General features: G+C 67.8%; 19 protein-coding genes and 1 pseudogene. 11 read left to right on the top strand and 9 right to left on the bottom strand.

Annotated features, from left to right (window positions below):
• Positions 1-5: 5 nt before the first annotated feature.
• Together ACWDUA_RS13000 and ACWDUA_RS12995 are read right to left on the bottom strand one after the other, a co-directional pair.
• Positions 6-1874 (bottom strand): MFS transporter, encoded by a 1869-nt coding sequence (locus ACWDUA_RS13000; protein ID WP_449751417.1) that lies wholly within the window; start codon positions 1872-1874, stop codon positions 6-8.
• 92 nt (positions 1875-1966) lie between these two features.
• Positions 1967-2425 (bottom strand): MarR family winged helix-turn-helix transcriptional regulator, encoded by a 459-nt coding sequence (locus ACWDUA_RS12995; protein WP_449751416.1) that lies wholly within the window; start codon positions 2423-2425, stop codon positions 1967-1969.
• A gap of 196 nt (positions 2426-2621) precedes the next feature.
• On the opposite strand from ACWDUA_RS12995, the gene ACWDUA_RS12990 reads away from it, so the two are divergent.
• The 4 genes and pseudogenes from ACWDUA_RS12990 to ACWDUA_RS12975 form a co-directional block, all read left to right on the top strand.
• A complete protein-coding gene (locus ACWDUA_RS12990) occupies positions 2622-2891 on the top strand; it encodes a GlsB/YeaQ/YmgE family stress response membrane protein (RefSeq protein ID WP_449751415.1) in 270 nt (89 codons plus the stop codon).
• Between the two features lie 172 nt (positions 2892-3063).
• A complete protein-coding gene (locus ACWDUA_RS12985) occupies positions 3064-3723 on the top strand; it encodes an NAD(P)H-binding protein (protein ID WP_449751432.1) in 660 nt (219 codons plus the stop codon).
• On the top strand, positions 3720-5090 hold the full coding sequence (locus ACWDUA_RS12980; RefSeq protein WP_449751414.1) for an FAD-binding oxidoreductase: 1371 nt from the start codon (positions 3720-3722) through the stop codon (positions 5088-5090). The genes ACWDUA_RS12985 and ACWDUA_RS12980 overlap by 4 nt, the downstream gene beginning before the upstream one ends.
• An 18-nt stretch (positions 5091-5108) precedes the next feature.
• Positions 5109-5743, top strand: a pseudogene (locus ACWDUA_RS12975) (MFS transporter); the annotation flags it as partial.
• 152 nt (positions 5744-5895) lie between these two features.
• On the opposite strand, the gene ACWDUA_RS12970 reads toward ACWDUA_RS12975, so the two are convergent.
• On the bottom strand, positions 5896-6516 hold the full coding sequence (locus ACWDUA_RS12970; protein ID WP_449751413.1) for a cysteine hydrolase family protein: 621 nt from the start codon (positions 6514-6516) through the stop codon (positions 5896-5898).
• Positions 6517-6644: 128 nt separating this feature from the next.
• On the opposite strand from ACWDUA_RS12970, the gene malQ reads away from it, so the two are divergent.
• The gene (gene malQ, locus ACWDUA_RS12965; protein WP_449751412.1) at positions 6645-8789 is read left to right on the top strand and encodes a 4-alpha-glucanotransferase; all 2145 of its coding nucleotides are present in this window, start codon (positions 6645-6647) and stop codon (positions 8787-8789) included.
• 15 nt (positions 8790-8804) lie between these two features.
• On the opposite strand, the gene ACWDUA_RS12960 is transcribed toward malQ, so the two are convergent.
• Positions 8805-10049 (bottom strand): MFS transporter, encoded by a 1245-nt coding sequence (locus ACWDUA_RS12960; RefSeq protein ID WP_449751411.1) that lies wholly within the window; start codon positions 10047-10049, stop codon positions 8805-8807.
• 148 nt (positions 10050-10197) lie between these two features.
• Here ACWDUA_RS12960 and ACWDUA_RS12955 point away from each other — a divergent pair, with 148 nt between their 5' ends.
• The 3 genes from ACWDUA_RS12955 (at position 10198) to ACWDUA_RS12945 (ending at position 13995) form a co-directional block, all read left to right on the top strand.
• Positions 10198-11385 carry an ATP-grasp domain-containing protein gene (locus tag ACWDUA_RS12955; RefSeq protein WP_449751410.1) on the top strand — a complete coding sequence of 396 codons (1188 nt, stop codon included), beginning with the start codon at positions 10198-10200 and terminating at the stop codon, positions 11383-11385.
• A 72-nt stretch (positions 11386-11457) separates the two neighbouring features.
• Complete coding sequence (locus tag ACWDUA_RS12950) at positions 11458-12939, top strand: flavin-containing monooxygenase (RefSeq protein WP_449751409.1); 1482 nt, start codon at positions 11458-11460, stop codon at positions 12937-12939.
• A gap of 51 nt (positions 12940-12990) precedes the next feature.
• On the top strand, positions 12991-13995 hold the full coding sequence (locus ACWDUA_RS12945) for a zinc-binding alcohol dehydrogenase family protein (RefSeq protein ID WP_449751408.1): 1005 nt from the start codon (positions 12991-12993) through the stop codon (positions 13993-13995).
• Between the two features lie 279 nt (positions 13996-14274).
• On the opposite strand, the gene ACWDUA_RS12940 is transcribed toward ACWDUA_RS12945, so the two are convergent.
• Both ACWDUA_RS12940 and ybaK read right to left on the bottom strand, forming a co-directional pair.
• Entirely contained in the window at positions 14275-15102 is an 828-nt protein-coding gene (locus tag ACWDUA_RS12940) for an SOS response-associated peptidase (protein ID WP_449751407.1), read from the bottom strand.
• A 34-nt stretch (positions 15103-15136) separates the two neighbouring features.
• The gene (gene ybaK / locus ACWDUA_RS12935; protein ID WP_449751406.1) at positions 15137-15631 is read right to left on the bottom strand and encodes a Cys-tRNA(Pro) deacylase; all 495 of its coding nucleotides are present in this window, start codon (positions 15629-15631) and stop codon (positions 15137-15139) included.
• 191 nt (positions 15632-15822) lie between these two features.
• Here ybaK and ACWDUA_RS12930 point away from each other — a divergent pair, with 191 nt between their 5' ends.
• Entirely contained in the window at positions 15823-16623 is an 801-nt protein-coding gene (locus tag ACWDUA_RS12930; RefSeq protein ID WP_449751405.1) for a sigma-70 family RNA polymerase sigma factor, read from the top strand.
• Positions 16620-16949 (top strand): mycothiol system anti-sigma-R factor, encoded by a 330-nt coding sequence (rsrA, locus tag ACWDUA_RS12925; RefSeq protein ID WP_449751404.1) that lies wholly within the window; start codon positions 16620-16622, stop codon positions 16947-16949. The genes ACWDUA_RS12930 and rsrA overlap by 4 nt, the downstream gene beginning before the upstream one ends.
• 155 nt (positions 16950-17104) lie before the next feature.
• Here rsrA and ACWDUA_RS12920 read toward each other — a convergent pair whose 3' ends face one another.
• Positions 17105-17179: a 50S ribosomal protein bL37 gene (locus ACWDUA_RS12920; RefSeq protein WP_373855324.1), complete on the bottom strand. Its 75-nt coding sequence runs from the start codon at positions 17177-17179 to the stop codon at positions 17105-17107.
• A 190-nt stretch (positions 17180-17369) separates the two neighbouring features.
• Between ACWDUA_RS12920 and ACWDUA_RS12915 the strand changes: the two genes are divergently transcribed.
• On the top strand, positions 17370-18866 hold the full coding sequence (locus tag ACWDUA_RS12915) for a sensor histidine kinase (protein ID WP_449751403.1): 1497 nt from the start codon (positions 17370-17372) through the stop codon (positions 18864-18866).
• Positions 18867-18985: 119 nt separating this feature from the next.
• Here ACWDUA_RS12915 and ACWDUA_RS12910 read toward each other — a convergent pair whose 3' ends face one another.
• Positions 18986-19240 carry a WhiB family transcriptional regulator gene (locus ACWDUA_RS12910; protein WP_006330074.1) on the bottom strand — a complete coding sequence of 85 codons (255 nt, stop codon included), beginning with the start codon at positions 19238-19240 and terminating at the stop codon, positions 18986-18988.
• Between the two features lie 368 nt (positions 19241-19608).
• Positions 19609-20568, bottom strand: coding sequence for a diacylglycerol/lipid kinase family protein (locus ACWDUA_RS12905; RefSeq protein ID WP_449751402.1), 960 nt, complete (start codon positions 20566-20568; stop codon positions 19609-19611).
• Between the last annotated feature and the right edge of the window lie 172 nt (positions 20569-20740).

The following is a 20740-nucleotide window of genomic DNA, read 5'->3' as shown; positions in this document are numbered from 1 at the left end:
AATGGTCAGCCTCGCCCGACCCGGGTGTCCGACAGATCTCCCGCACCGCGATCGCCCGTATCCCCATCGCCGTCCCAGGGGCCGTCGGCCACGAGTTCGGCGGGAGCCTCGCCGGAGGCCTCGGCGGCCACGGCCGCGAGCTCGGCGCCCAGCGACTCGTGTGGCAGCCCGCCGTCGACCGATTCGGGGCTGCTGGTGCGGCCACCGGTGAACAGCGACGCCACCGCGCCGACCACACAGCACACCAGGGCGAAGGTGAACGCGGCCGAGAGCCCGTCGGCGAACGGATCGCTGATCAGGTGTGGGAAGAACTCGAGGCCGGTCAGGTGATCGACGCTCGCCTGCGGCAGACCCTGCAGGGCCTGGCCACCCACCTCCTTGATCGGGTTGTAGCCGAGGAACGCGGCGAACAGGATGCCGACGGTCGGTAGGTTCGCGATCCCGTCCGCGGCCGGTGCGGGCATACCGCCTGCGGTGAGGCCCGCGAACATCGCCGAGGGGAGATGCTCGCTCAGACCGGCGATCATCAGCGAGAAGAACAGACCGATGGACAGCACCATCGCGGCGTTCTGGAACGTGGTCATCATGCCTGCGCCGGAACCTCGGGAGGTGACCGGGAGACTGTTCATCACCTCCGCGCGGTTCGGGGAGGCGAACAGGCCCATCCCGATGCCGTTGATCAGCAGGATCAGCGCGAACACCCAGTAGGTGAAGTCCACCGGGATCGCGATCAGCGCGCCGAAGGTACCCGCGGTGATCACCATGCCGATCGTGGTGAACCACTTGGTGCCGAGACGATCGGAGAGTGCGCCCGAGACCGGTGCGCTGATCAGGAAGCCGATCGTCATCGGGACCATGTAGATACCGGCCCACAATGGCGTCTTGGTGTAGTCATAACCGTGCTGCGGCAGCCAGATGCCCTGCAGCCAGATGATCAGGATGAACTGGAGACCACCGCGGCCGATGGAGGCCATCAGATTGGCGAGGTTGCCGAAGGCGAACGAGCGGTTGCCGAACAGTGACAGCTCGAACAGCGGGCTGGCGACCTTGGTCTCGATGACCACGAAGACCGCCAGCACGATCGCGCCGCCGATCAGGGCGGCGAGCACCCAGGGGTTGGTCCAGCCCATGTCGGAGTCACCGTAGGGCTGGATGCCGTAGGTGATTCCCACCAGGATCGAGACCAGGCCCACGGCGAAGGTCAGGTTGCCCCACCAGTCCATCTTGGCCCGACGACGCACCCCGGTGTCGCGCAACTTCAGATAGGCCCAGACGGTGCCGACGATGCCGAACGGCACCGACACCAGGAAGATGTAGTGCCATTGGATCGGGGCGAGCACGCCGCCGATGATCAGGCCGAGGAACGATCCGGCGATCGCGGCCACGCCGTTGATGCCCATCGCCAGACCACGTTGGTTGGCCGGGAACGCGTCGGTGAGGATCGCCGACGAATTCGCCATCAGGAACGCGCCGCCGATGCCCTGGATCACACGCCAGAAGATCAGCCAGATCGCCGCCTCACTGCCGTCGAACCAGGTGATCGCCAGCAGGATCGACGAGACGGTGAAGATCGCGAAACCCATGTTGTACATGCGGGCGCGGCCGAACATGTCGCCGAGCCGGCCGAAGCTCACCACCAGTACCGCGGTGACCACGAGGAAGCCCATCATCATCCACAGCAGATAGCTGGTGTTGCCGGGATCGAGTGGGTTGACGCCGATGCCCTTGAAGATGTCGGGCAGCGCGATCAGCACGATCGACGAATTGATCGTGGCGATCAGCATGCCGAGTGTGGTGTTCGAGAGGGCGATCCACTTGTAGTGGGGCCCCAGATCGTCGCCGGGGGTTTCGACGGCCGGGGAATCGGCGGTCATACGGTGTCTCCTGAGGTCGCGGATGGTCGGTGAGCGGGCCGGCTGTACGGGGTCGAGATCTGCAGGGGTCGGCAACGGCCGGTTCGCGCCGGTCAGTTCCCGGGGATCGGCTCGGTCTCGGGATCGGCGAGGGTGTCGGCGAGGGCGCGCAGGCCGGTCTGCAGGTTGGTGCGGGTGACGGGGTCGAGCTGGTCGAGTGCGGTGGTGAGGACTTGCGCCTTGTGTGACCGGGCCTCGCGTAGGTAGTCGCGACCGAGGTCGGTCGCGGCCAGCAGTCGGGCACGACCGTCATCGGGGTCGGGCGTGCGCTCGACGTAACCCTGCTGTTCGAGCGTGCCGACCACGCGCGACATGGTCGGCATGCTCACGCCCTCCCGTTCACTGACGTCCGACAACCGCAACGGGCCGTGGGCGAGGATCGTCCACAACGCCGACGACAGTCCGGCGGTCAGACCACCGCGCCCGGCGGTGCGCAGAGCGCGAGTGATCCGTACGAGGTCGTGATACAGCACCACCACATCCGGGGTGTCTGACGCCGGCGCGGTGCTCACCGGAGCGCTCGGTTGGGGCATGAAGATCTCGATCCGTCGAAGGGGAACGGAACCGACATTAGTTGCTTGAAGCTAAGTAAACGAACCGTAAAGGGCTGGTCGGCCGCCTGCAGGTGGGGCCGATGTCGGACCGATCACACGGAACCGGACACGCGCGTAGGGTCGAGGGACGTCTGATGTCGAACTGGAGGGCAACATGCTCGGACTGGGATTTCTCGGCTGGATCATCATCGGCGGCCTCGCGGGCTGGATCGGCAGCAAGATCATGAAGACCGACGACCAGATGGGGCTGTTGCTCAACATCGTGGTCGGTGTCGTCGGCGGTCTGATCGGCGGCTGGTTGCTCAGTCTGTTCGGGGTGGACGTCAAGGGCGGAGGTCTGATCTTCAGCTTTGTCACGTGCCTGGCGGGCGCGTGCATCCTGTTGTGGATCGTCGGCCTGGTCAGAGGTCGGAGCAGGGCCTGACCGTACCCCGTGTGCGGAACGACTGTGATTGTGCTGATTAAGCTTTCGTGAATTCAGAGCTCTGGCGAATCCCGAGCTCTGGTGAAATCCGAGCCTGTGTCGACCCGGAGCCGTGTGAGCACCGGGCACTCGAGAACTGGCTCGGTAGACCAGGAACGGAGTGAGTGAACGCATGTCTCGCGTGGTGATCATCGGTGGACACGGCAAGATCGCCCTACGGCTGGAGAAGATCCTCGTCGACCGTGGCGACGACGTCACGGCGGTGATCCGCAACGAGGCGCATGCCGCCGATGTCGCGGCCACCGGTGCGAAACCCGTTGTCGCCGACGTGGAGACGCTCGACGTCGCAGGTCTTGTGTCGGTGCTGGCCGGACATGACGCGGTGGTGTGGTCGGCCGGCGCGGGCGGCGGCGATCCCGCACGGACGTATGCCGTGGACCGCGATGCGGCCATCGCGTCGATGGACGCCGCGGCCACGGCGGGAGCCAACCGGTACGTCATGGTGTCGTACTTCGGGGCCGGACCCGATCACGGTGTCCCCGAGGACAACTCGTTCTACCCGTATGCGCAGGCCAAGGCGGCTGCGGACGCCCGGCTGGCCCAGACCTCTCTGCAATGGACCATTCTCGGTCCCAGCCGGCTGACCGACGCCGTCGGGTCGGGACGCATCGCCGTCGGCGCCGACGGCGCGGACAAGGGTGAGGTGAGCCGCGACAATGTGGCGCTGGCGGCCGCCGCGGTCCTCGCCGATCCGACGACCGTCGGCCGGATCATCGAGTTCAACGACGGTGACGTGCCGATCGCCGAGGCGCTGACCGTGGCCCCTCGGTGAGCCTTCCGACGCGGCTGGGTGAGATCGTCGGCGCGGCACACGTCCTGACCGATCCCGCCGCCACCGCCGGATATCTCACCGACTGGATGGGGCGCTACACCGGTCACGCCGATGCGGTGGTCCGCCCGCGCACCACCGGCGAGGTCGCCGCCGTGGTGGCAGTGTGCGCAACCGAGGGCGTGCGGATCTGCGTGCAGGGCGGCAACACCGGCCTCGTCGGCGGGTCCGTGCCGCCCCCGCTGCCGGACCGGACCGGACCGACCATCCTGCTGAGCACCGCACGCATGACCGACGTCGACGAGATCGACACGGCCGGACAGAGTGTGGGTGTGCAGGCCGGGGCGAGTATCGCCGCGATCGACACCGCGGCAGGCCGTGCGGGGCTGATGTTCGGGGTCGACCTCGCCTCCCGGGAATCGGCGACCGCCGGTGGGGTGGTGGCCACCAACGCCGGTGGCGTGCGGATGATCCGCCACGGCAACGCCCGCAGCCAGGTCCTCGGCATCGAGGCGGTGCTCGCCGACGGCCGGGTCCTGCGCCGCTGGTCGCCGCTGGTGAAAGACAATGTGGGTTACGACATCCCGGGGCTGCTCGCGGGCAGTGAGGGCACCCTCGCGGTGATCACCGGGGTGCTGTTGCGTCTGGTTCGCCCGGCCGCCGGTGCTGAGGTCGCCGTGATCGCCCTGCGCGCCGTCGACGACGCGACGTCGCTGATCGGCGCCGCCCGCGACGCCGGACTGACGGTCGAGGCGGCCGAGCTGATGACCGACGCCGGCGTCACCCTGGTCCACGAACACGGGGTGCGGCGCCCCGTCGCCACCGCTGCGCCGTTCTTCCTGTTGCTCGAGGTGTCGGGCACCGGTGGGGTGGAGGACGTGTTGCTCGGGGTGCTCGAGACCGCCGACGGCGTACTCGACGCGGTGATCGAACCCGGACCTGCCCGCGCGCTGTGGGAGGTCCGCGAACGCCACACCGAGTCGATCTCCCGCTCGACCGGCACACCGGTCGTCAAACTCGACGTCTCGGTGCCGATCCACGCGCTCGGTGACGCAGTCGCCGACCTCCACACTCTTGCGGCGACTCGCGATCGTCCGTGTCGCGCAATCCTGTTCGGCCATGTCGGAGACGGCAACATCCACGTCAACCTGCTCGATGTGCCACCAGAGGACGCCGACGGCCTCACCGATGCGGTGTTCACGATCGTCGCCGGGCACGGCGGGAGCATCAGCGCAGAACACGGGATCGGCCGCGCCAAGACCGCCTGGACCCACCTCGGTCGCTCGGTGGTCGATCTGTCGACGATGCGGGCGATCAAGGACGCGCTGGATCCGCAGGGCCTGCTCAATCCCGGCGTCCTGTTCGGCTGAGTCCTGTTCGGCTGAGTCCTGCTCGGCACCACCGTCGAGTGGTACGACGTCTTCCTCTATGCCACCCTCTGTGTCACGGCCGTGAGACCGGTCTTCACCACGCTGTTCTTCCCGGACACGAGCAGCTTTGTGGGTACCCTGCTCAGCTTCGCCACCTTCGCCGTCGGGTTCGTCGTGCGACCGGTCGGTGGTGGTGTGTGTGGCCACAGCGGTGATCGCTTCGGCCGCCGGCGAACCCTCGCCGTCACCGCGGTGCTGGTGGGTGTGGCCACCGCCCCGATGGGCTCCTGCCGACCGCCGCCCAGGTCGGTGTGCCGGTCCAGGTCCTGTTGCTGTGTCTGCGCATCCCGCAGATCGGTCTTGCCGTCGGATCGGTCGTGGGCACCGGTGTTTTCGCGTTGCTGCAAGTGGTCGTCGACGACGAGGGTCTTCTCGCCCATGGCTGGCGAATCGCCTTCCTCGTGAGCATCGTGCTCGTCGCCATCGTATTCGTGGTGCGGCTCGAGGTGGACGAGACCCGGCCTTCCAGGAGGTCGACGCGCTCGCCCAGAAGTCGTCGCCGCCGCTGCGCGAGGTCGTCGCACCGCCCAACACACGCAACAGGTCCTCGGTCTGCCCGCCCGCCCGGGGGTGAGGGATCGGCGTTCAACACCCCGATCCGCACCGCGCTGATCGGTGCCGGGCACGGTACGCCGTGGATCGCCGCCGGTCATCTCGTCGCGACCGGTCCGATCAGCGTCGTCGCCACCAAGCTGATCAGGCCGGCCGGCCTGCACCCCTGAGGTCGGTCCGAGACGGGGAGAGCTCAGCCGCCGAGCGCGGCGAGGATCGCCGATGTCTCCACCGGATGTGAGAACATCGGGTAGTCGTAGCTGATCGCGTTGTCGTGCTCGGCCACCGACGTGGCCGCGGTGCAATCGGTCAGCGTGATCACGCGGTACCCGTTCTCGTAGGCCGAGCGCATCGTCGACTCCACACAGCAGTTGGTCAGGAATCCGCCGAGGATCACCGTCTCGATTCCCTTGCTGCGCAGGATGAAGTCGATGTTGGTGGAGGCAAAGGTGTCCAGGCCGCGCTTGCCCTCGATCACGATGTCCCCGTCGGCGGGGGCGAGCTGCTCGACGATCTCGGCACCCCAGGTCCCCTTGACGAAGGCGTTGCCGTCGACGACGCCCTTGAGGATGCCGTACGGGTGACGGGTCAGCTCGCCGTAACCGGGGGCGAAGGTGATCGGCGCATGCATCACCGTCACCCCGGCGGCTCGGGCCGCGGCGGCCACCGCGGTGGTGTTGGCGAGCATCCCGGTCTTGTCCATCACCTCGGCCACCGCGTCGTGCAGGACGCCGCCGGGGCTGGTGAACTCGTTCTGGTACTCGATCAGCACGAGTGCGGTGGTCGCGGGATCGAGGGTGAGTGCATCGGCCATGGGGTCCTCCGTCGACAATCGTGTGTGCTGGTCGCCATCTGGCGCGATACATGATCTGCGCCACACCCGATTGAAGTCGCTGTCCCACCCCACCGCAAGCCGCGCGCAACCGGCCGAATCCTGAGACCATGACGGACGTGACCGATCACGGCCGAGAACGGTTGGCAGAACTGGCGCGACGTACCGGGGTGGCCACGAGCTACGTGGGATGGGACACCGACACACACGAGGTCTCCGACGAGACCCTGATCGCGGTGCTCGACGCGCTCGGCGTCGAGGCCCACGACGACGAGCAGATCGGGCAGGCGCTCGCCGAACTCGACGTCGCACCGTGGCGGGCATTCGTCCCGCCGGTCACCGTGGTCACCGAACACGACGAGGCATGGTTCTGGATCCATGTGCCCCACGGCAATCCGGTGGACGTGGGGATCCGGACCGAGGCCGGTGTGCTCCGCGACGCCCACCAGCTCGACCACTGGTGGAATCCGCGCGACGTCGACGGCACCCTGATCGGGCGGGCGACGTTCGCGGTACCCGGCGAGCTCGGACCCGGCTACCACACGATCGAGGCCACCGATCCGGTCCGCGGTGTCACGGCGACCGCACCCCTGATCATCACCCCACGACGGCTGTCCACCGCCGATGATCTGCTCGGATCGCAACAGTGGGGGATCGCGACCCAGCTCTACAGCGTGCGGTCGGCCGGGTCGTGGGGCATCGGCGACTTCGCCGATCTCGGCGCCGTCGCCGAGATCGCCGGTGCGACCCACGGTGCCGACTTCATCCAGGTGAACCCGCTGCACGCCGCGCAGCCGCGTCCGCCGGTGGAAGCCTCGCCCTATCTGCCCACCACCCGCCGATTCGTCAACCCGATCTATCTGCGCATCACCGACATCCCCGAACTCGCGGAACTCCCCGACCACAAGCAGGCGCGCGTCGGTCGACTCGCCAAGAAGCTCGTCACGGAGAACACCTCCACCACGAAGATCAAGCGCAACAAGGTGTTCCGCGCGAAGCTCGCCGCCCTCGAGCTGATCCACGGGGTGCCGCTGAGCAAGGAGCGCAAGCAGGCCTACCGCCGGTTCCGGATGCGTGAGGGTGACGGCCTGCGCGACTTCGCGACCTGGTGTGCACTGGTGGAGAAGTACGGCCTCGAGTCACCGAAGTGGCAGGGTGTGCTCACCGATGCGGTGGAGGTCCGGCGCCGACGCCGCACACTGAAAGACCGCGTCGAGTTCTACACCTGGCTCCAGTGGCTGTGTGACGAGCAGCTGGCCGCGGCCCAGCAGGCCGCGCTGGCGTCCGGGATGAGCATCGGTGTGATCGCCGATCTCGCCGTCGGAGTCGGACGGCACAGCGCCGACGTCTGGATGCTCGGCGACGTCCTGGCCACCGGTGCGTCGGTGGGTGCCCCACCGGACGGGTTCAGCCAGCAGGGCCAGAACTGGAGTCAGCCGCCCTGGCATCCGATGCGATTGGCACAGGCCGGGTACGAGCCGTTCCGTGACATGATCCGCACGGTGCTGCGGCATGCCGGCGGGCTACGCGTCGACCACATCCTGGGTTTGTTCCGGCTGTGGTGGATTCCCGAGGGAAACTCGGCCGCCGAGGGGACCTATGTCCACTACGACCACCAGGCCCTGCTGGGAATCCTGGCGCTCGAGGCGCAACGGGCTGGTGCCGTGATCATCGGCGAGGACCTCGGGGTCTTCGAGCCGTGGGTGCAGGACACGTTGCGCGACAGGGGAATCCTCGGATGCTCGATCCTGTGGTTCGAGCACGGCCCCTACGCGCCGATCCCGCCTGAGGACTATCGCGAACTGTGTCTGACCTCGGTGACCACGCACGATCTGCCGCCGACCGTCGGCTACCTCGCCGGTGACCACATCGCCCTGCGTGATGAGCTCGGACTGCTCACCGAGAGCGTCGATGACGAGCGGGCCCGCGAGGAGCGCGATCGCGACGCGATCCTGGCGCTGGCCGTCGAACGCGGGCTCTGGTCACCGGACATCCCGCTCACCGACGAGCGGACCGTCATCGCGCTGTACCGGCTCATCGCATGCAGTCCGTCGGTGCTGCTCGGCGTGGCACTCGTGGATGCGGTGGGGGAGCGGCGGATTCAGAACCAGCCCGGCACCGACTCCCACCAGTACCCGAACTGGCGCATTCCGCTCGCCGACGACGACGGCGAGCCGGTGATGGTCGAGGACCTCGCCACCGATCGACGCTTCGCCGCACTGGCCGAGGCCCTGAAGGAGTCGGGCGTCGGGTAGAGCGGTGCGCAGGCGTCACCGCGCCGAGCGCTTCTCCGCCATCGCGACCAGCACCATCGCGACCACACACAGCACACCCACGCCGATGTTGAAGGTCACCCCGGCATCGACCAGGCCCCAGTGGGATGCGGCGATGCCCTGGCCGATGATCGGGATCGACAACGCCACATAGGCCACCACGAAGTAGGTGGAAGTGACCTCGGCGCGGCGGTCTTCCGGTGCGGCGGTGACCACCGCGGCCAGCCCTTTGCTGAACGAGATGCCTTGTCCGACACCGGCCACCACGGCGCCGACCAGGAGCAGGGCCAGGGATGCGGTCGCCAGGCTCGCCGCCACCACACCCACTCCGACGGCGAGGATCGCACACCCGGCGATCAGCGACGGGGCGGTCGGTAGACGCCGGGCGACGATCTGGGTCAGCGCCGAGGTACCCAGGAGCAGTGCCACCACCGCCCCGGCCACCGCGTGGTTGTCGATGCCGATCACCCCGGAGACGAACGACGGCGCCACCGCGGTGAAGGTTCCCATCACCGCGAACCCGGCGAACCCGGCGATCGCCGGGCCGGCGAAGATCGGGCGCACCTCGGGCGGCACCGACAACCGTTGCACCGACAGCTCGCGGTCTGCCGTCCATCGCAGCGGCTCGGTCATGAACCAGATACCGGCACCGATGACCGCGAGTGCGACCAGATCGACGAGGAACACCAGGGACAGGGGATCGGGGGCGTACTGGGCGAGCAGCCCGGCGACCAGCGGCCCCAGTCCGAGGCCGCCCATGTTGGCCGCGGTCGCCACCGCCGGGGCACGCGACTGCCACGACGCCGGCGCCAGCTCGATCACCGCGGCGGTCGCGGCACCGGCATAGATCCCCGCCGACAGCCCGGACACCACACGTCCGGTGAGCAGCCCGACGATGTCGTCGGAGGTCAAGAAGATGAGCGCGCTGAACGCCGACAGGACCGCGCCGCCGAGCAACAGCGGTCGTCGTCCCAGGACGTCCGACCACCGCCCGAAGATCAGAAGGGCCGCGATCACGCCGGCCGCATAGACCGCGAAGATCACCGTCGTGGTGGTCACCCCGAAGTGGAGCTCGGAGCCGTAGATCGAGTACAGCGGGGTGGGCAGGGTGGTGCCCATCATGACCACCAGGAAGGCTGCGACGGCGGCCGCATACGCGCGTCCGCCGGTCAATGGACGTCGTCGGGGTGCACGTCGGGTTGACGGCGGGGCCGCGTGGCCGGTCCGGTCGGTCGATGCCATGATCAAACCCAGCGTCGGGGGCATCCCGGCTATTCCGTGCAATCATGCACTCGCATACGTCGAGTCGGGTACGTACCGATTGCCGGTTTGTGACATGGCGTCCAGAGCCCTGGGCGGCCGATGTCCGGATCCACTAGAGTCGCGAGTCATGCAGAGTGTCGAGCCGCGGGTTCTCGCGACCACATCCCGGATGCCCTTCGCCGTCGACGAGATCCACAAGCTCGGTGAGACCGAGCGCTTCCTGGTCGCCAGCGACACCTTCCGGGCCGCACCCGGCAGCCACTCCCGTGGCGCCAAGAAGCACATCACGGTGCCGGCTCCCACCCAGGAGACCGAGGCGTTCGTCGACAAGGTCATCGACACCATCGACGCCGAGCAGATCAACTGGCTGCTGCCGATGTTCGAAGAGGTCTTCTACCTCGCCGCACATCGCGATCGGATCGCCGACGGCCGCGACGTGGAGCTGTTCTTCCCCGACCTCGAGACCCTGCGCACGGTGCACGACAAGGTCAGCTTCGCGCAACTGTGCACAGAGCTCGGCCTGCCCGTCGCCGAGACGCTGACCGCCACCGACGATGCGCAGTTCACAGCCGCGCTCGGACACTGGGAGCACTGGTTCGCGCGCGCAGCGTTCGGGCGTGGCGGCCTCGACATCGCCACCAACACCGGCCCGCTCGCCGGTGAGGCCGACGTCGACACCATCCACCCCAGCGCCGACGACCCGTGGCTGGTGCAGGAGTACCTCAAGGGTGTCGACCGCTGCAGCTGGAGCGTCGTCCACCATGGCGAGGTGGTGCTGCACTCGTGCTACGAGCATCCGCTGACCATCGACAACCGCGGCGGCATCATCTACGAGTCGGTGGACTCCCCGGAGTCGCTGGAGACCGCCCAGCGCATCGCCCGCGAGCTCAACTGGCACGGTCAGATCAGCTTCGACTACCTGATGACCGAGGACGGCGTGCACCACATGGTGGAGTGCAATCCGCGCCCCACCGCCGGCTGCACCGTCGCCACCGCCGAGGAGTTCGACACCGCACTGTTCAACCCGGGAGAACTGGTCGTGGTGCCGGCCGGACGCAAGAAGATGATCAAGGCCGCGGTGCTGCGGGATGCGCTGATGCATCCGTCGCGGGCCGCCGCCAACTTCAAGGCCGCCAAGGGCGCGACCGGCGTCTACGACCAGGACAAAGACCACATGCCGTTGCTGTACTCGGCGCTGTCGTTGCAGCACATCTTCGCCTACCGCAAGCATCTCGGCATGAACAAGAACAAGGGCGAGACGCTCGTCGCCACCCAGTTCTTCGACGTGCTCTACGACGGTTCGCCGATCAGCTGACCAGAGGGGTTACCCCATGCGTGATCGGCGATTACCGTGACAAGGTGACGGCACCCATGGGGGCGAGGGCGGATGCGACCGGACAACGAGGTACTGATCGTCGGAGCGGGCTTCGGCGGGATCGGCGCGGCGATCGAGTTCACGCGCCTGGGCATCGACGACGTGGCGATCGTCGAGCGTGAGGACGATCTCGGCGGAACCTGGCATGTCAACCACTACCCGGGGCTCGCCGTCGACATCGCCTCGGTGACGTATTCGTACTCGTTCGAGCCCAATCCGTTCTGGTCGCGGCTGTTCGCCCCCGGAGCCGAGCTCAAACGCTATGCCGAGCATGTCGCCGAGAAATACGACCTCACCCGCCGAATGGAGTTCGGGACCACGGTGACCGGAGCCCACTGGGACGACGACTCCGGGCTGTGGGTGGTGGCCACCGCCGACGGCGCGACCCGCACCTGCCGCTACCTGGTGACGGCGACGGGATTCCTGTCACAGCCGTCCACCCCGGACTTCCCGGGCATGGACACCTTCACCGGAACGGTCCTGCACACCGCGGCCTGGGACGACTCGGTCGATCTCACCGGCCGGCGCGTGGCGGTGATCGGGACCGGTGCCACCGCCGTCCAGCTCATCCCGGAGGCCGCGAAGGTCGCCACCGAGCTCACCGTCTTCCAGCGCACGCCGATCTGGGTGGTCCCCAAGATCGATTTCCCGATCCCGCGCGCCGTGCAACGCCTCTTCGCCCGGATCCCGTTGACGCAGCGGGCCGTGCGGCTGGTCAACACCTCGCTGCTGGAGGTGCTGATGGTGTTCGGCGTGCTGCACTTCCGGCAGGCCAGGCTGGGGAACAAGGCCGGCGCGCTGCTGGCGAAGGCACATCTGCGGGCGCAGGTGCCCGACGCCGACCTGCGGCGCCGGCTCACTCCCCACTACGACCTCGGCTGCAAACGACCCACGTTCTCCAACAGCTACTTCCGTGCCTACACGCGCTCCAACGTGACCCTCGAGACGGAGGGCATCGGGCACATCGAGCCCGATGCCGTCGTCACCGGGGACGGTCGGCGCGTCGAGATCGACACCCTGGTCCTGGCTACCGGATTCGACTTGTGGGACACCAACTTTCCTGCCTTCGAGATCATCGGCTGCGATCAGGAGAACCTGGGCCGATGGTGGCGCGAGTCCAGATTCCAGGCATACCAGGGCATCACGATGCCCCGATTCCCGAACCTGTTGTCGCTCAACAGCCCGTACTCCTACAGTGGGCTGTCGTACTTCACCACCATCGAGGGACAGATGCGTCACATCGCGCGGCTGTTCGGCGAGCTCCGGCGCCGCGGGGCGTCGACCTTCGAGGTCACCGGCGAGGCCAATGACGCCTTCCTCGACGAGGTCACCGGCCATCTCGCCGACTCGGTGTTCTATCGTGGCGACTGTGCGGGCTCACGCAGCTACTACTTCAACCATCAGGGTGAGGCGGCATTGCTGCGGCCCAACGCCACCCTGACCACGCTGCACGCGATGGACACCTTCCCGCTCGACGACTATCGGTTCCGCTGAACGGACTCTTGGCCCTGTTCGGCTGAGGTCGGTGCGACCTACGGTGGTGACATGCGCGCATGGACAGTCACCCGACCCGGTCCGATCGAGAGCGGTCCGCTCGACCTCGTCGACACACCCGTCCCCGTCGCCGGGCCGGGTGAACTGCTGGTCGCGGTCCGCGCCTGCGGGGTGTGTCGCACCGACCTGCACGTGAGCGAGGGTGATCTCCCGGTGCACCGGCCCGGGGTGACACCCGGCCACGAGGTGGTCGGCGAGGTCGCAGCACTCGGTCCTGGTGCCGATTCGGCCGGCTTCTCCCTCGGCGACCGGGTCGGGGTGGCGTGGCTGCACCACACCGACGGCACCTGCTCCTACTGCGCCCGTGGCGCCGAGAATCTCTGTCCCGCATCGACATATACCGGCTGGGATGTCGACGGCGGCTACGCCGAGTACGTCACCGTGCCCGCCGACTTCGCCTACCGGCTACCGGAGGGGATCGACGACGTGACGCTCGCACCGCTACTGTGCGCCGGGATCATCGGCTATCGGGCACTCAAGCGGGCATCGTTGCCGCCGGGCGGTCGGCTCGGACTGTACGGCTTCGGGGGCAGCGCGCACCTCGCTGCGCAGATCGCGATGGCGCAGGGCGCCCGGGTACACGTGATGACCCGCGGCGAGCAGGCCCGGGAACTGGCGCTGTCCCTTGGTGCGGTATCGGCCGGGGATGCCTACGACAGCCCGCCCGAACCCCTCGACGCGGCGATCACGTTCGCGCCGGTCGGCGAGCTCGTCCCGGTGGCGATGCGGGCCCTCGACCGCGGTGGCGTCCTGTCCATCGCGGGCATCCACCTCTCCGACATCCCCACGCTCGACTACGAGCGGGAACTGTTCTACGAAAAGGAGATCCGGTCGGTCACCGCCAACACCCGCGCCGACGGACAGGAATTCCTGGCGTTGGCCGCCGAGTACGGCGTCACCGCCACCACCCATGCCTACCCGCTCGACCGCGCCCACGCCGCCCTCGCCGACCTCAAGGCCGGACAGTTCGACGGAGCCGCAGTGTTGACCCTGTGAGCTGTGCTTGTCTGCGCCGACTTTCGTCGTCGCGTGCGGTCTCGTCACCCTCTTGCCGACTGCCGACCGGCAGTTTGGTGGTCGAGCCGATGAGGAGTGTAGCGACGAGGCGTGTCGAGGCCTGCGTCGGCCGAGCTGGTCGGGTGACCACCGCTGTCACCGAACACCGACCGGCAGTTTGGTGGTCGAGCCGATGAGGAGTGTAGCGACGAGGCGTGTCGAGGCCTGCGCCGGCCGAGTTCGTCGGGTGACCACCGCTACCACCACCACCACCGACGGCTACTCCGTATCCACCGGGGTGAGGAGGTCCGGTCCGTTGTTGGCCACCCGGTTGACCAGCGGCGGGACCTCACGGATGTCGATCGCCTCGGCGATCTCCCCACTCGGCGGCGCGAGCAACTCCGACGGCGCACGATGATCGGGATCGAGCCAGGCGTCCCAGTTCGCGAAGGGCATGATCAGCGGCATCCGATCGTGCACCTCGCGCAGGTGTCCGACGGCGTCGGTGGTCAGGATCGAGCAGCTCAGCAGTGGTGCGGCCGCAGGATCGGTGCGGTCGTGCCACACCGACCACAGGCCCGCCATGAACAGGCGGGTGCCGTCGTGCGGTGACATGAAGAACGGGACCTTGGTGGGCTTGCCCTTCGCATCGGGCGGTCCCGGCTTCCACTCGTACCAGCCGTCCATCGGGACCAGGCATCGCTTGGATCGCACCGAATTCCGGAACGAGCTCTTCTCCGCGGCGGTCTCGGCGCGCGCGTTGAACAGCAGCGGACCCTTGCCGAGCTCCTTGGCCCACGACGGCACGAGTCCCCACCGCATCGCGCGCACGCGGAGCAGCGGATCGTCGTCGGGGTGGTCGGGGGAGTGCCGTTTGACCACGGTCATCACCGACGTGGTCGGCGCGACGTTGTAGTTCACGCCGGGAGAACGCGCCGCAGTGACCTGGTCCCCGCCTGCTTTGTCCCCGCCTGCTTTGTCCCCGCCGTCCTTGTTGTCGGCAGCCCCGTCACCGACCGGGTCCAGGGGCGCAGGTACCTCGTTCACGGCATCGATCTCGGCCGCGAGCTTCGCCGGGTCGGTGGTCACCGCATAGCGTCCGCACATGCCACCCATCGTGGCATGCGGCACCGACGAGGTCTCAGGCGCAGATCTCGGCGGCGACCGCTCCGGTGACCGCCACCAGATCGGTGGGTGCCAGCTCCACCTCGAGTCCGCGTCGGCCGGCGCTGCACAGGATGCGCGGCCATGTGAGCGCGGAGGCGTCGACGACGGTCGGCAGCGGCGTGCGCTGACCGATCGGTGACACCCCACCGAGTACATATCCGGTGGACCGGGTGACGGCCTTGGCCTCGGCCATCACCGCCTTCGACCCACCGAGTGCGGACGCGGCCGCCTTCAACGACAGCTTCTGCGGGACCGGCAGCACCGCGACCGCCAGGTGGTCACGTGCACCGCCGCTGACCGAGATCACCAGGGTCTTGAAGATCTGGGCGGGTTGCACCCCCAGCGTCGCGGCCAGCGCGTCGACCGCCTCGGCGCCGTAGGCGTCACTGCGCGGATCGTGGGTGTAACGGTGCACCTCATGGGCGATGCGGGCCTTGCCGAGTGCGGCGATGGCGGGGGTGGCGGCCACGGATTCTCCTGCGCGATGTCTGACACGAATCGGAACAATTGTCGCCGTCGGGGTGTTGTGACCAGCAGTCGGGGCCCGAACGGCCCGGTCGGGGAAGACCAATTCGAAGACAGCGGAAGGCGGGTGCCGGCGTGGGTGCAGAGACACTGCTCGATCCACCTCGTACGGTCGGCGACAGGCGATCGGTAGACTTGATCGACATCATCGGACGGCCCGACGGGCCGTCCCCAGGCGTCATCACCGAAGGGATCGCAGTGACCGAACCCGACCCCGCCGCGCCGGAACAGGCCGATCAGGGGCACCCCGAGCAGCCTGAGGGCGATCACGCGGAGAACGAGCAGGTGGGGGCCGGACGCGGTTCGGCCGCACCGCGCCGCGCCGATCCCGACGAGACCGCCGCAGAGCTGACCGAACGATTCGAGCGCGACGCGCTGCCGCTGCTGGATCAGATGTACGGTGCAGCGCTGCGCATGACCCGTAATCCGGCCGACGCCGAGGACCTCGTCCAGGAGACCTACGTCAAGGCGTTCTCGGCGTTCGCGTCGTTCCGTGAGGGCACCAACCTCAAGGCCTGGCTGTACCGCATCCTCACCAACACCTACATCAACGGGTACCGCAAGAAGCAGCGTCAGCCTGCGCAGTACCCGACCGACGAGATCACCGACTGGCAGCTCGCCGCCACCGCCGAACACACCTCCACCGGGCTGCGTTCGGCCGAGATCGAGGCACTCGACGCCCTACCCGACGACGAGATCAAGGATGCGCTGCAGGCGCTGCCGGAGGACTTCCGGATGGCCGTCTACTACGCCGATGTCGAGGGCCTGCCCTACAAGGAGATTGCCGAGATCATGGATACGCCGATCGGAACGGTGATGTCGCGACTGCATCGTGGCCGCCGACAACTGCGTGGACTGCTCGCCGACGTCGCGCGCGAGCGTGGGTTCAACCGGTCGGCCACCGCGAAGACCGCCACGAGCGAGGTGTCCCGATGACCGATCGTTCCGGCGTACTCCCGCCCTCCGACGACGACCCGGAGTTCACCTCGCTGGACTGCTCGGCGGTGATCGCCGACGTCTGGCTGCTGCTCGACAACGAGTGCGACCCGGGTGCCCGCGAGCGCCTGCAAGGACACCTCGACAACTGCCCGTCGTGCCTGGCCCACTATGGGATCGAAAGCCAGCTCAAGGCTCTGATCGGACGTAAATGCGGTGGTGATCACGCCCCAGCGGGCCTGCGTGACCGGTTGCGCGTGGAGATCCGCAAATCGGTGACCATCACCGAGACGTACTTCTCGACGGGTGGTGACACCGCTCCCTGAGCGGCCACTGAGGCAGCCCCGGACGGATGGCGGGCCCCGGGAGAGCAGAGGGTCCCGGTCGAGCACAGGGTTCCAGAGAGACGAAGAGCCCGGGCGGGTGTCGGTGTTCCGACATCTCCGCCCGGGCTCTTCTCGTCTGTTGCCGAGCGCGTGGCTCAGGCGTTCGGACGACGGCCGTGGTTGGCTGCATTCTTCTTGCGTGCGCGCTTCTTGCGTCCCCGCTTGCCCATGAGGGGCCTCCTTCGTCGAGTTGTACCCGACGATTGTCCCACGTCGCCTTGCCGGATCGAGAATCGCCCACCCGTGCGGGCCGCTGTCGGCGGCGCACCGGCGGACTGCACAGGAAGGACGGTGGGCTACGTTATCCCCATGACAGGAGTCGTCGACGCCGGCCGCGCGGTGCGCTGAGGCCGATCCGACATGTCCACCCTGGCCGATCTGCTGGCCGAACACACCACCCTTGCCGATCACGCCGCGGCCCACATGCAACGGCTCGTGGCCGAATGGCAACTGCTCGCCGATCTGTCGTTCGCCGACCTGTTGTTGTCGGTGCGCACCGAGGACGGCGAGGTCGTCACCGTCGCCCAGTGCCGTCCCAACACCGCGTCGACGGTGTTCCCGAACGACGAGGTCGGCACCGTCGTCGATCCCCGCGCCAACCCACAGGTGCTGCGGGCCTTCGAGGGCGCGCGCATCGTCCGGGACGAGGACCCGGCCTGGATGGGTGCGATGGCGATCCGTCGGGAGGCGGTTCCCGTGGGGTACGAGGGCCGGGTGATCGGTGTGCTGACGCGCGCGGTGGACCTCACCCACCCGCGGCTCCCCTCGCCCCTGGAACTCGCCTACCAGGACTCGGCGAACCACCTGTCCCAGATGGTCGCCGACGGGACGTTCCCGCTGCCCGAGGGCAATCCGCGCGGGCTGTCGACGCCCCGCGCGGGTGATGGCTTCATCCGGCTCGACGAACGCGGTATCGCCGTCTACACCAGCCCCAATGCGCTGTCGGCGTTCCACCGGATGGGGTGGACGTCGGAGTTGTCGGGGACCCGGCTGTCGGAGGTCGCGGCGTCGTTGCTGACCGATCCGTTCGAGTCCGAGGACCTCGGGATCATGCTCGACGGCGCAGCCGGGGTGCACGAGCCGCCGGCCGGGCCCTACCGTGACATCGGCATGCGGATGGAGGTCGATGCGAGCCGCGCGACGGTGCTCATCCGGGCGGTCGGCTTGCGGCCGGGCGGCCGGAGTTCGGGTGCGGTGGTCCTGATCCGTGACGTCACCGAGGTCAAGCGTCGTGACCTGGCGTTGATCAGCAAGGACGCGACGATCCGTGAGATCCACCATCGGGTCAAGAACAATCTGCAGTCGGTGTCGGCGTTGTTACGGCTGCAGGCGCGACGGACCCCGAACAGCGAGGTCCGGGTGGCCCTGACCGAGGCCGTGCGGCGGGTCGCTTCGATCGCCCTCGTCCACGAACTGCTCTCCGGCAGCGTCGACGAGGAGGTCGACATCGACGAGGCGGTGGATCGCCTGGTGCCGATGCTCGTCGACGTCGCCTCGGGGGAGAACCCGATCACCGTTCGATACACCGATCGGATCGGCGTGCTCGCCTCCGACCGTGCGATGCCCTTGGTGATGGTGCTCACCGAATTGATCCAGAATGCCATCGAACACGGCTTTGCCGAGCCGAAATCCGATGCGCGCATTGACATCCAGGCTGATCGCGATGTGCGTCGTCTGCGTATTTCCCTGCGCGACAACGGCTCCGGTCTGCCGGAGGGCTTCGACCTCGCCGCGTCGAACCAGCTGGGGCTGCGGATCGTGCAAACCCTCGTGTCGATCGAACTCGGCGGTGAGGTGACCGCCGGCCCCAACCCTGACGGGGCGGGTACCGAGGTGCTGGTGACCATCCCGGTGTGAGGCGGGATCGCCTTTGCCCCAACGCCGAACGTGATGACCGACGGTGGTGAGGGCAACAAAAAACCCGGCCGTGGCCGGGTCTCTTGTGCGCCGCCGGTGGAGGACGGCGTGTGTACTCGCTAGACGCTGCTGCGGGTACGGGTCCGTGCGGTGCGACGCTTCAGTGCGCGACGCTCGTCCTCGCTCATGCCGCCCCAGACGCCTGCGTCCTGGCCAGATTCGAGGGCCCACGAGAGGCACTCGGCGGTGACGGGGCAGCGAGCGCAGACGAGCTTTGCGTCGGCGACCTGGGCGATGGCCGGTCCACTGGTTCCCACCGGGAAGAACAGCTCCGGATCCTCGTCGCGACAGATGGCCTTGTGACGCCAGTCCATTACTTCTCCTTCAGGTGCTGTGCGCACCACTCGATAACCTCTATGCGGGTGGTTGTGGCTGTAACCGATAGTTCACGCGGAGGCACCGAATGTTTCCGCGTTGTTGCTTGTGAATACTTTCACGAATCCAGACGAAGTCAATGGTCTTCGGTTAACACGTGTGCAATATCACTGTGGTCGGACCGCCCCTGGTGGGGGGCGGCGGGTCGGCTCAAACCCCGATGTTCTACTATACGCTCGATCTTCGGTTCACGTGGACGAATTCCGCAGGTCGAAGACAGTCGCGCGGGGTCGTCGGGCGGGGCGGATGCAGTGAGCTCGGCCACAGTGGTGGCTCCGGTCACAGTGGTTCGCTTTATCCGGTTGGCTCACTTCGGAGCGATTGTTCCGCTCTGGTGGAGGGGTGCGACCACGTCGAGCGCGTCGGGACGATGGTCGAACCGGATCGCCGTGTGCGCGCCGATGTAGTCGCCGTCCATCTGGACGTCGAGCGGTTCGTCGGCGCTGAACTCCACCCATTCGACGTCGTCGGTCCGGAACAGGTGCCGGGCCCTGGGGTTGCGATGGGTCAGCAGCCGGGTGGCCAACGGAAGGTTCGCCATGACCCCGGTCGAGGTGGCGGCGAACACGCCGAGTCGGGTGTCGAATCCCGTCGACGGATTGGTGCGGATCTCGCGGCTACCCAGGTACGTCCAGGGGCTGGTGTTGCTGACGAAGGCGAACCGGACGTTCTCGATCGGCTTGTCGTCGGCGGTGGTGACCGTGAAAGTCCTTGTGTCCGAGGCATTGCGAAAGAAGCTACGCACCGTCGTCCACAGATATCGGGCCGGCGTGGCGGACTTGCCGGCCTGGCGCTTCTCTTCCATCGCGTGGACGATGATCGCGTCCATGCCCATCCCGGCGTTGAACACGAACCAGCGGTCGGCGGAGTGCCCCAGGCCGATCCGACGATGTTCGCCGCGGTCGAGCAACTCGATCACCTGACGCGTCGCCCGCAGTGGGTCCCGATCGATGCCGAGGGTGCGGGAGAACACGTTGGCACTCCCGCCCGGGATCACCGCGAGCATCGGCAGCCGGTTGCGGGGCGGGGACGACGGTGCGCCGAGGAGGCCGTTCACCGTCTCGTTCACCGAGCCGTCGCCGCCGTGCACGATCACCGCGTCGTAGCCCTCGGCTGCAGCCCGGGCGCCGAGCTCACCCGCGTGGCCGCGGTGTGTGGTGTGCTCCACATCCACCGGAAAGTGTGAGCTCAAGGTGTTGACCAGGGCGTCGCGGCCGGCCGGACTGGTCGCGGTGGCGAACGGATTGACGATGAGCAAGACGCGCACGACTCCTGAGGATATGGGGTGAGCGGTCGCTTCGCGCAGGCGGCGTCGTTCGCACCGCGTGTCCGGGTGCCGTGCGTCGTCCGTTGTCGGAATCCGTCGTCACCCCTGAAACCAGGGGAAAGTGTTCCTTCCCCGAGGTTCGTGACCGCTCCCGATGCCGCTCGTCCCCCCC

The sequence above is a fragment of the Gordonia sp. NPDC003376 genome, assembly GCF_053589235.1.
Note: the sequence above shows the minus strand (reverse complement) of the source record. Positions and strands in the feature narration are given on the sequence as shown.

Coding starts and splice junctions, on each gene's coding strand:
- ACWDUA_RS13000 (WP_449751417.1), bottom strand. CDS start 1,874: ATGACCGCCGATTCCCCGGCCGTCGAAACCCCCGGCGACGATCTGGGG.
- ACWDUA_RS12990 (WP_449751415.1), top strand. CDS start 2,622: ATGCTCGGACTGGGATTTCTCGGCTGGATCATCATCGGCGGCCTCGCG.
- ACWDUA_RS12985 (WP_449751432.1), top strand. CDS start 3,064: ATGTCTCGCGTGGTGATCATCGGTGGACACGGCAAGATCGCCCTACGG.
- ACWDUA_RS12970 (WP_449751413.1), bottom strand. CDS start 6,516: ATGGCCGATGCACTCACCCTCGATCCCGCGACCACCGCACTCGTGCTG.
- malQ (WP_449751412.1), top strand. CDS start 6,645: ATGACGGACGTGACCGATCACGGCCGAGAACGGTTGGCAGAACTGGCG.
- ACWDUA_RS12960 (WP_449751411.1), bottom strand. CDS start 10,049: ATGGCATCGACCGACCGGACCGGCCACGCGGCCCCGCCGTCAACCCGA.
- ACWDUA_RS12955 (WP_449751410.1), top strand. CDS start 10,198: ATGCAGAGTGTCGAGCCGCGGGTTCTCGCGACCACATCCCGGATGCCC.
- ACWDUA_RS12950 (WP_449751409.1), top strand. CDS start 11,458: ATGCGACCGGACAACGAGGTACTGATCGTCGGAGCGGGCTTCGGCGGG.
- ACWDUA_RS12945 (WP_449751408.1), top strand. CDS start 12,991: ATGCGCGCATGGACAGTCACCCGACCCGGTCCGATCGAGAGCGGTCCG.
- ACWDUA_RS12940 (WP_449751407.1), bottom strand. CDS start 15,102: ATGTGCGGACGCTATGCGGTGACCACCGACCCGGCGAAGCTCGCGGCC.
- rsrA (WP_449751404.1), top strand. CDS start 16,620: ATGACCGATCGTTCCGGCGTACTCCCGCCCTCCGACGACGACCCGGAG.
- ACWDUA_RS12915 (WP_449751403.1), top strand. CDS start 17,370: ATGTCCACCCTGGCCGATCTGCTGGCCGAACACACCACCCTTGCCGAT.
- ACWDUA_RS12910 (WP_006330074.1), bottom strand. CDS start 19,240: ATGGACTGGCGTCACAAGGCCATCTGTCGCGACGAGGATCCGGAGCTG.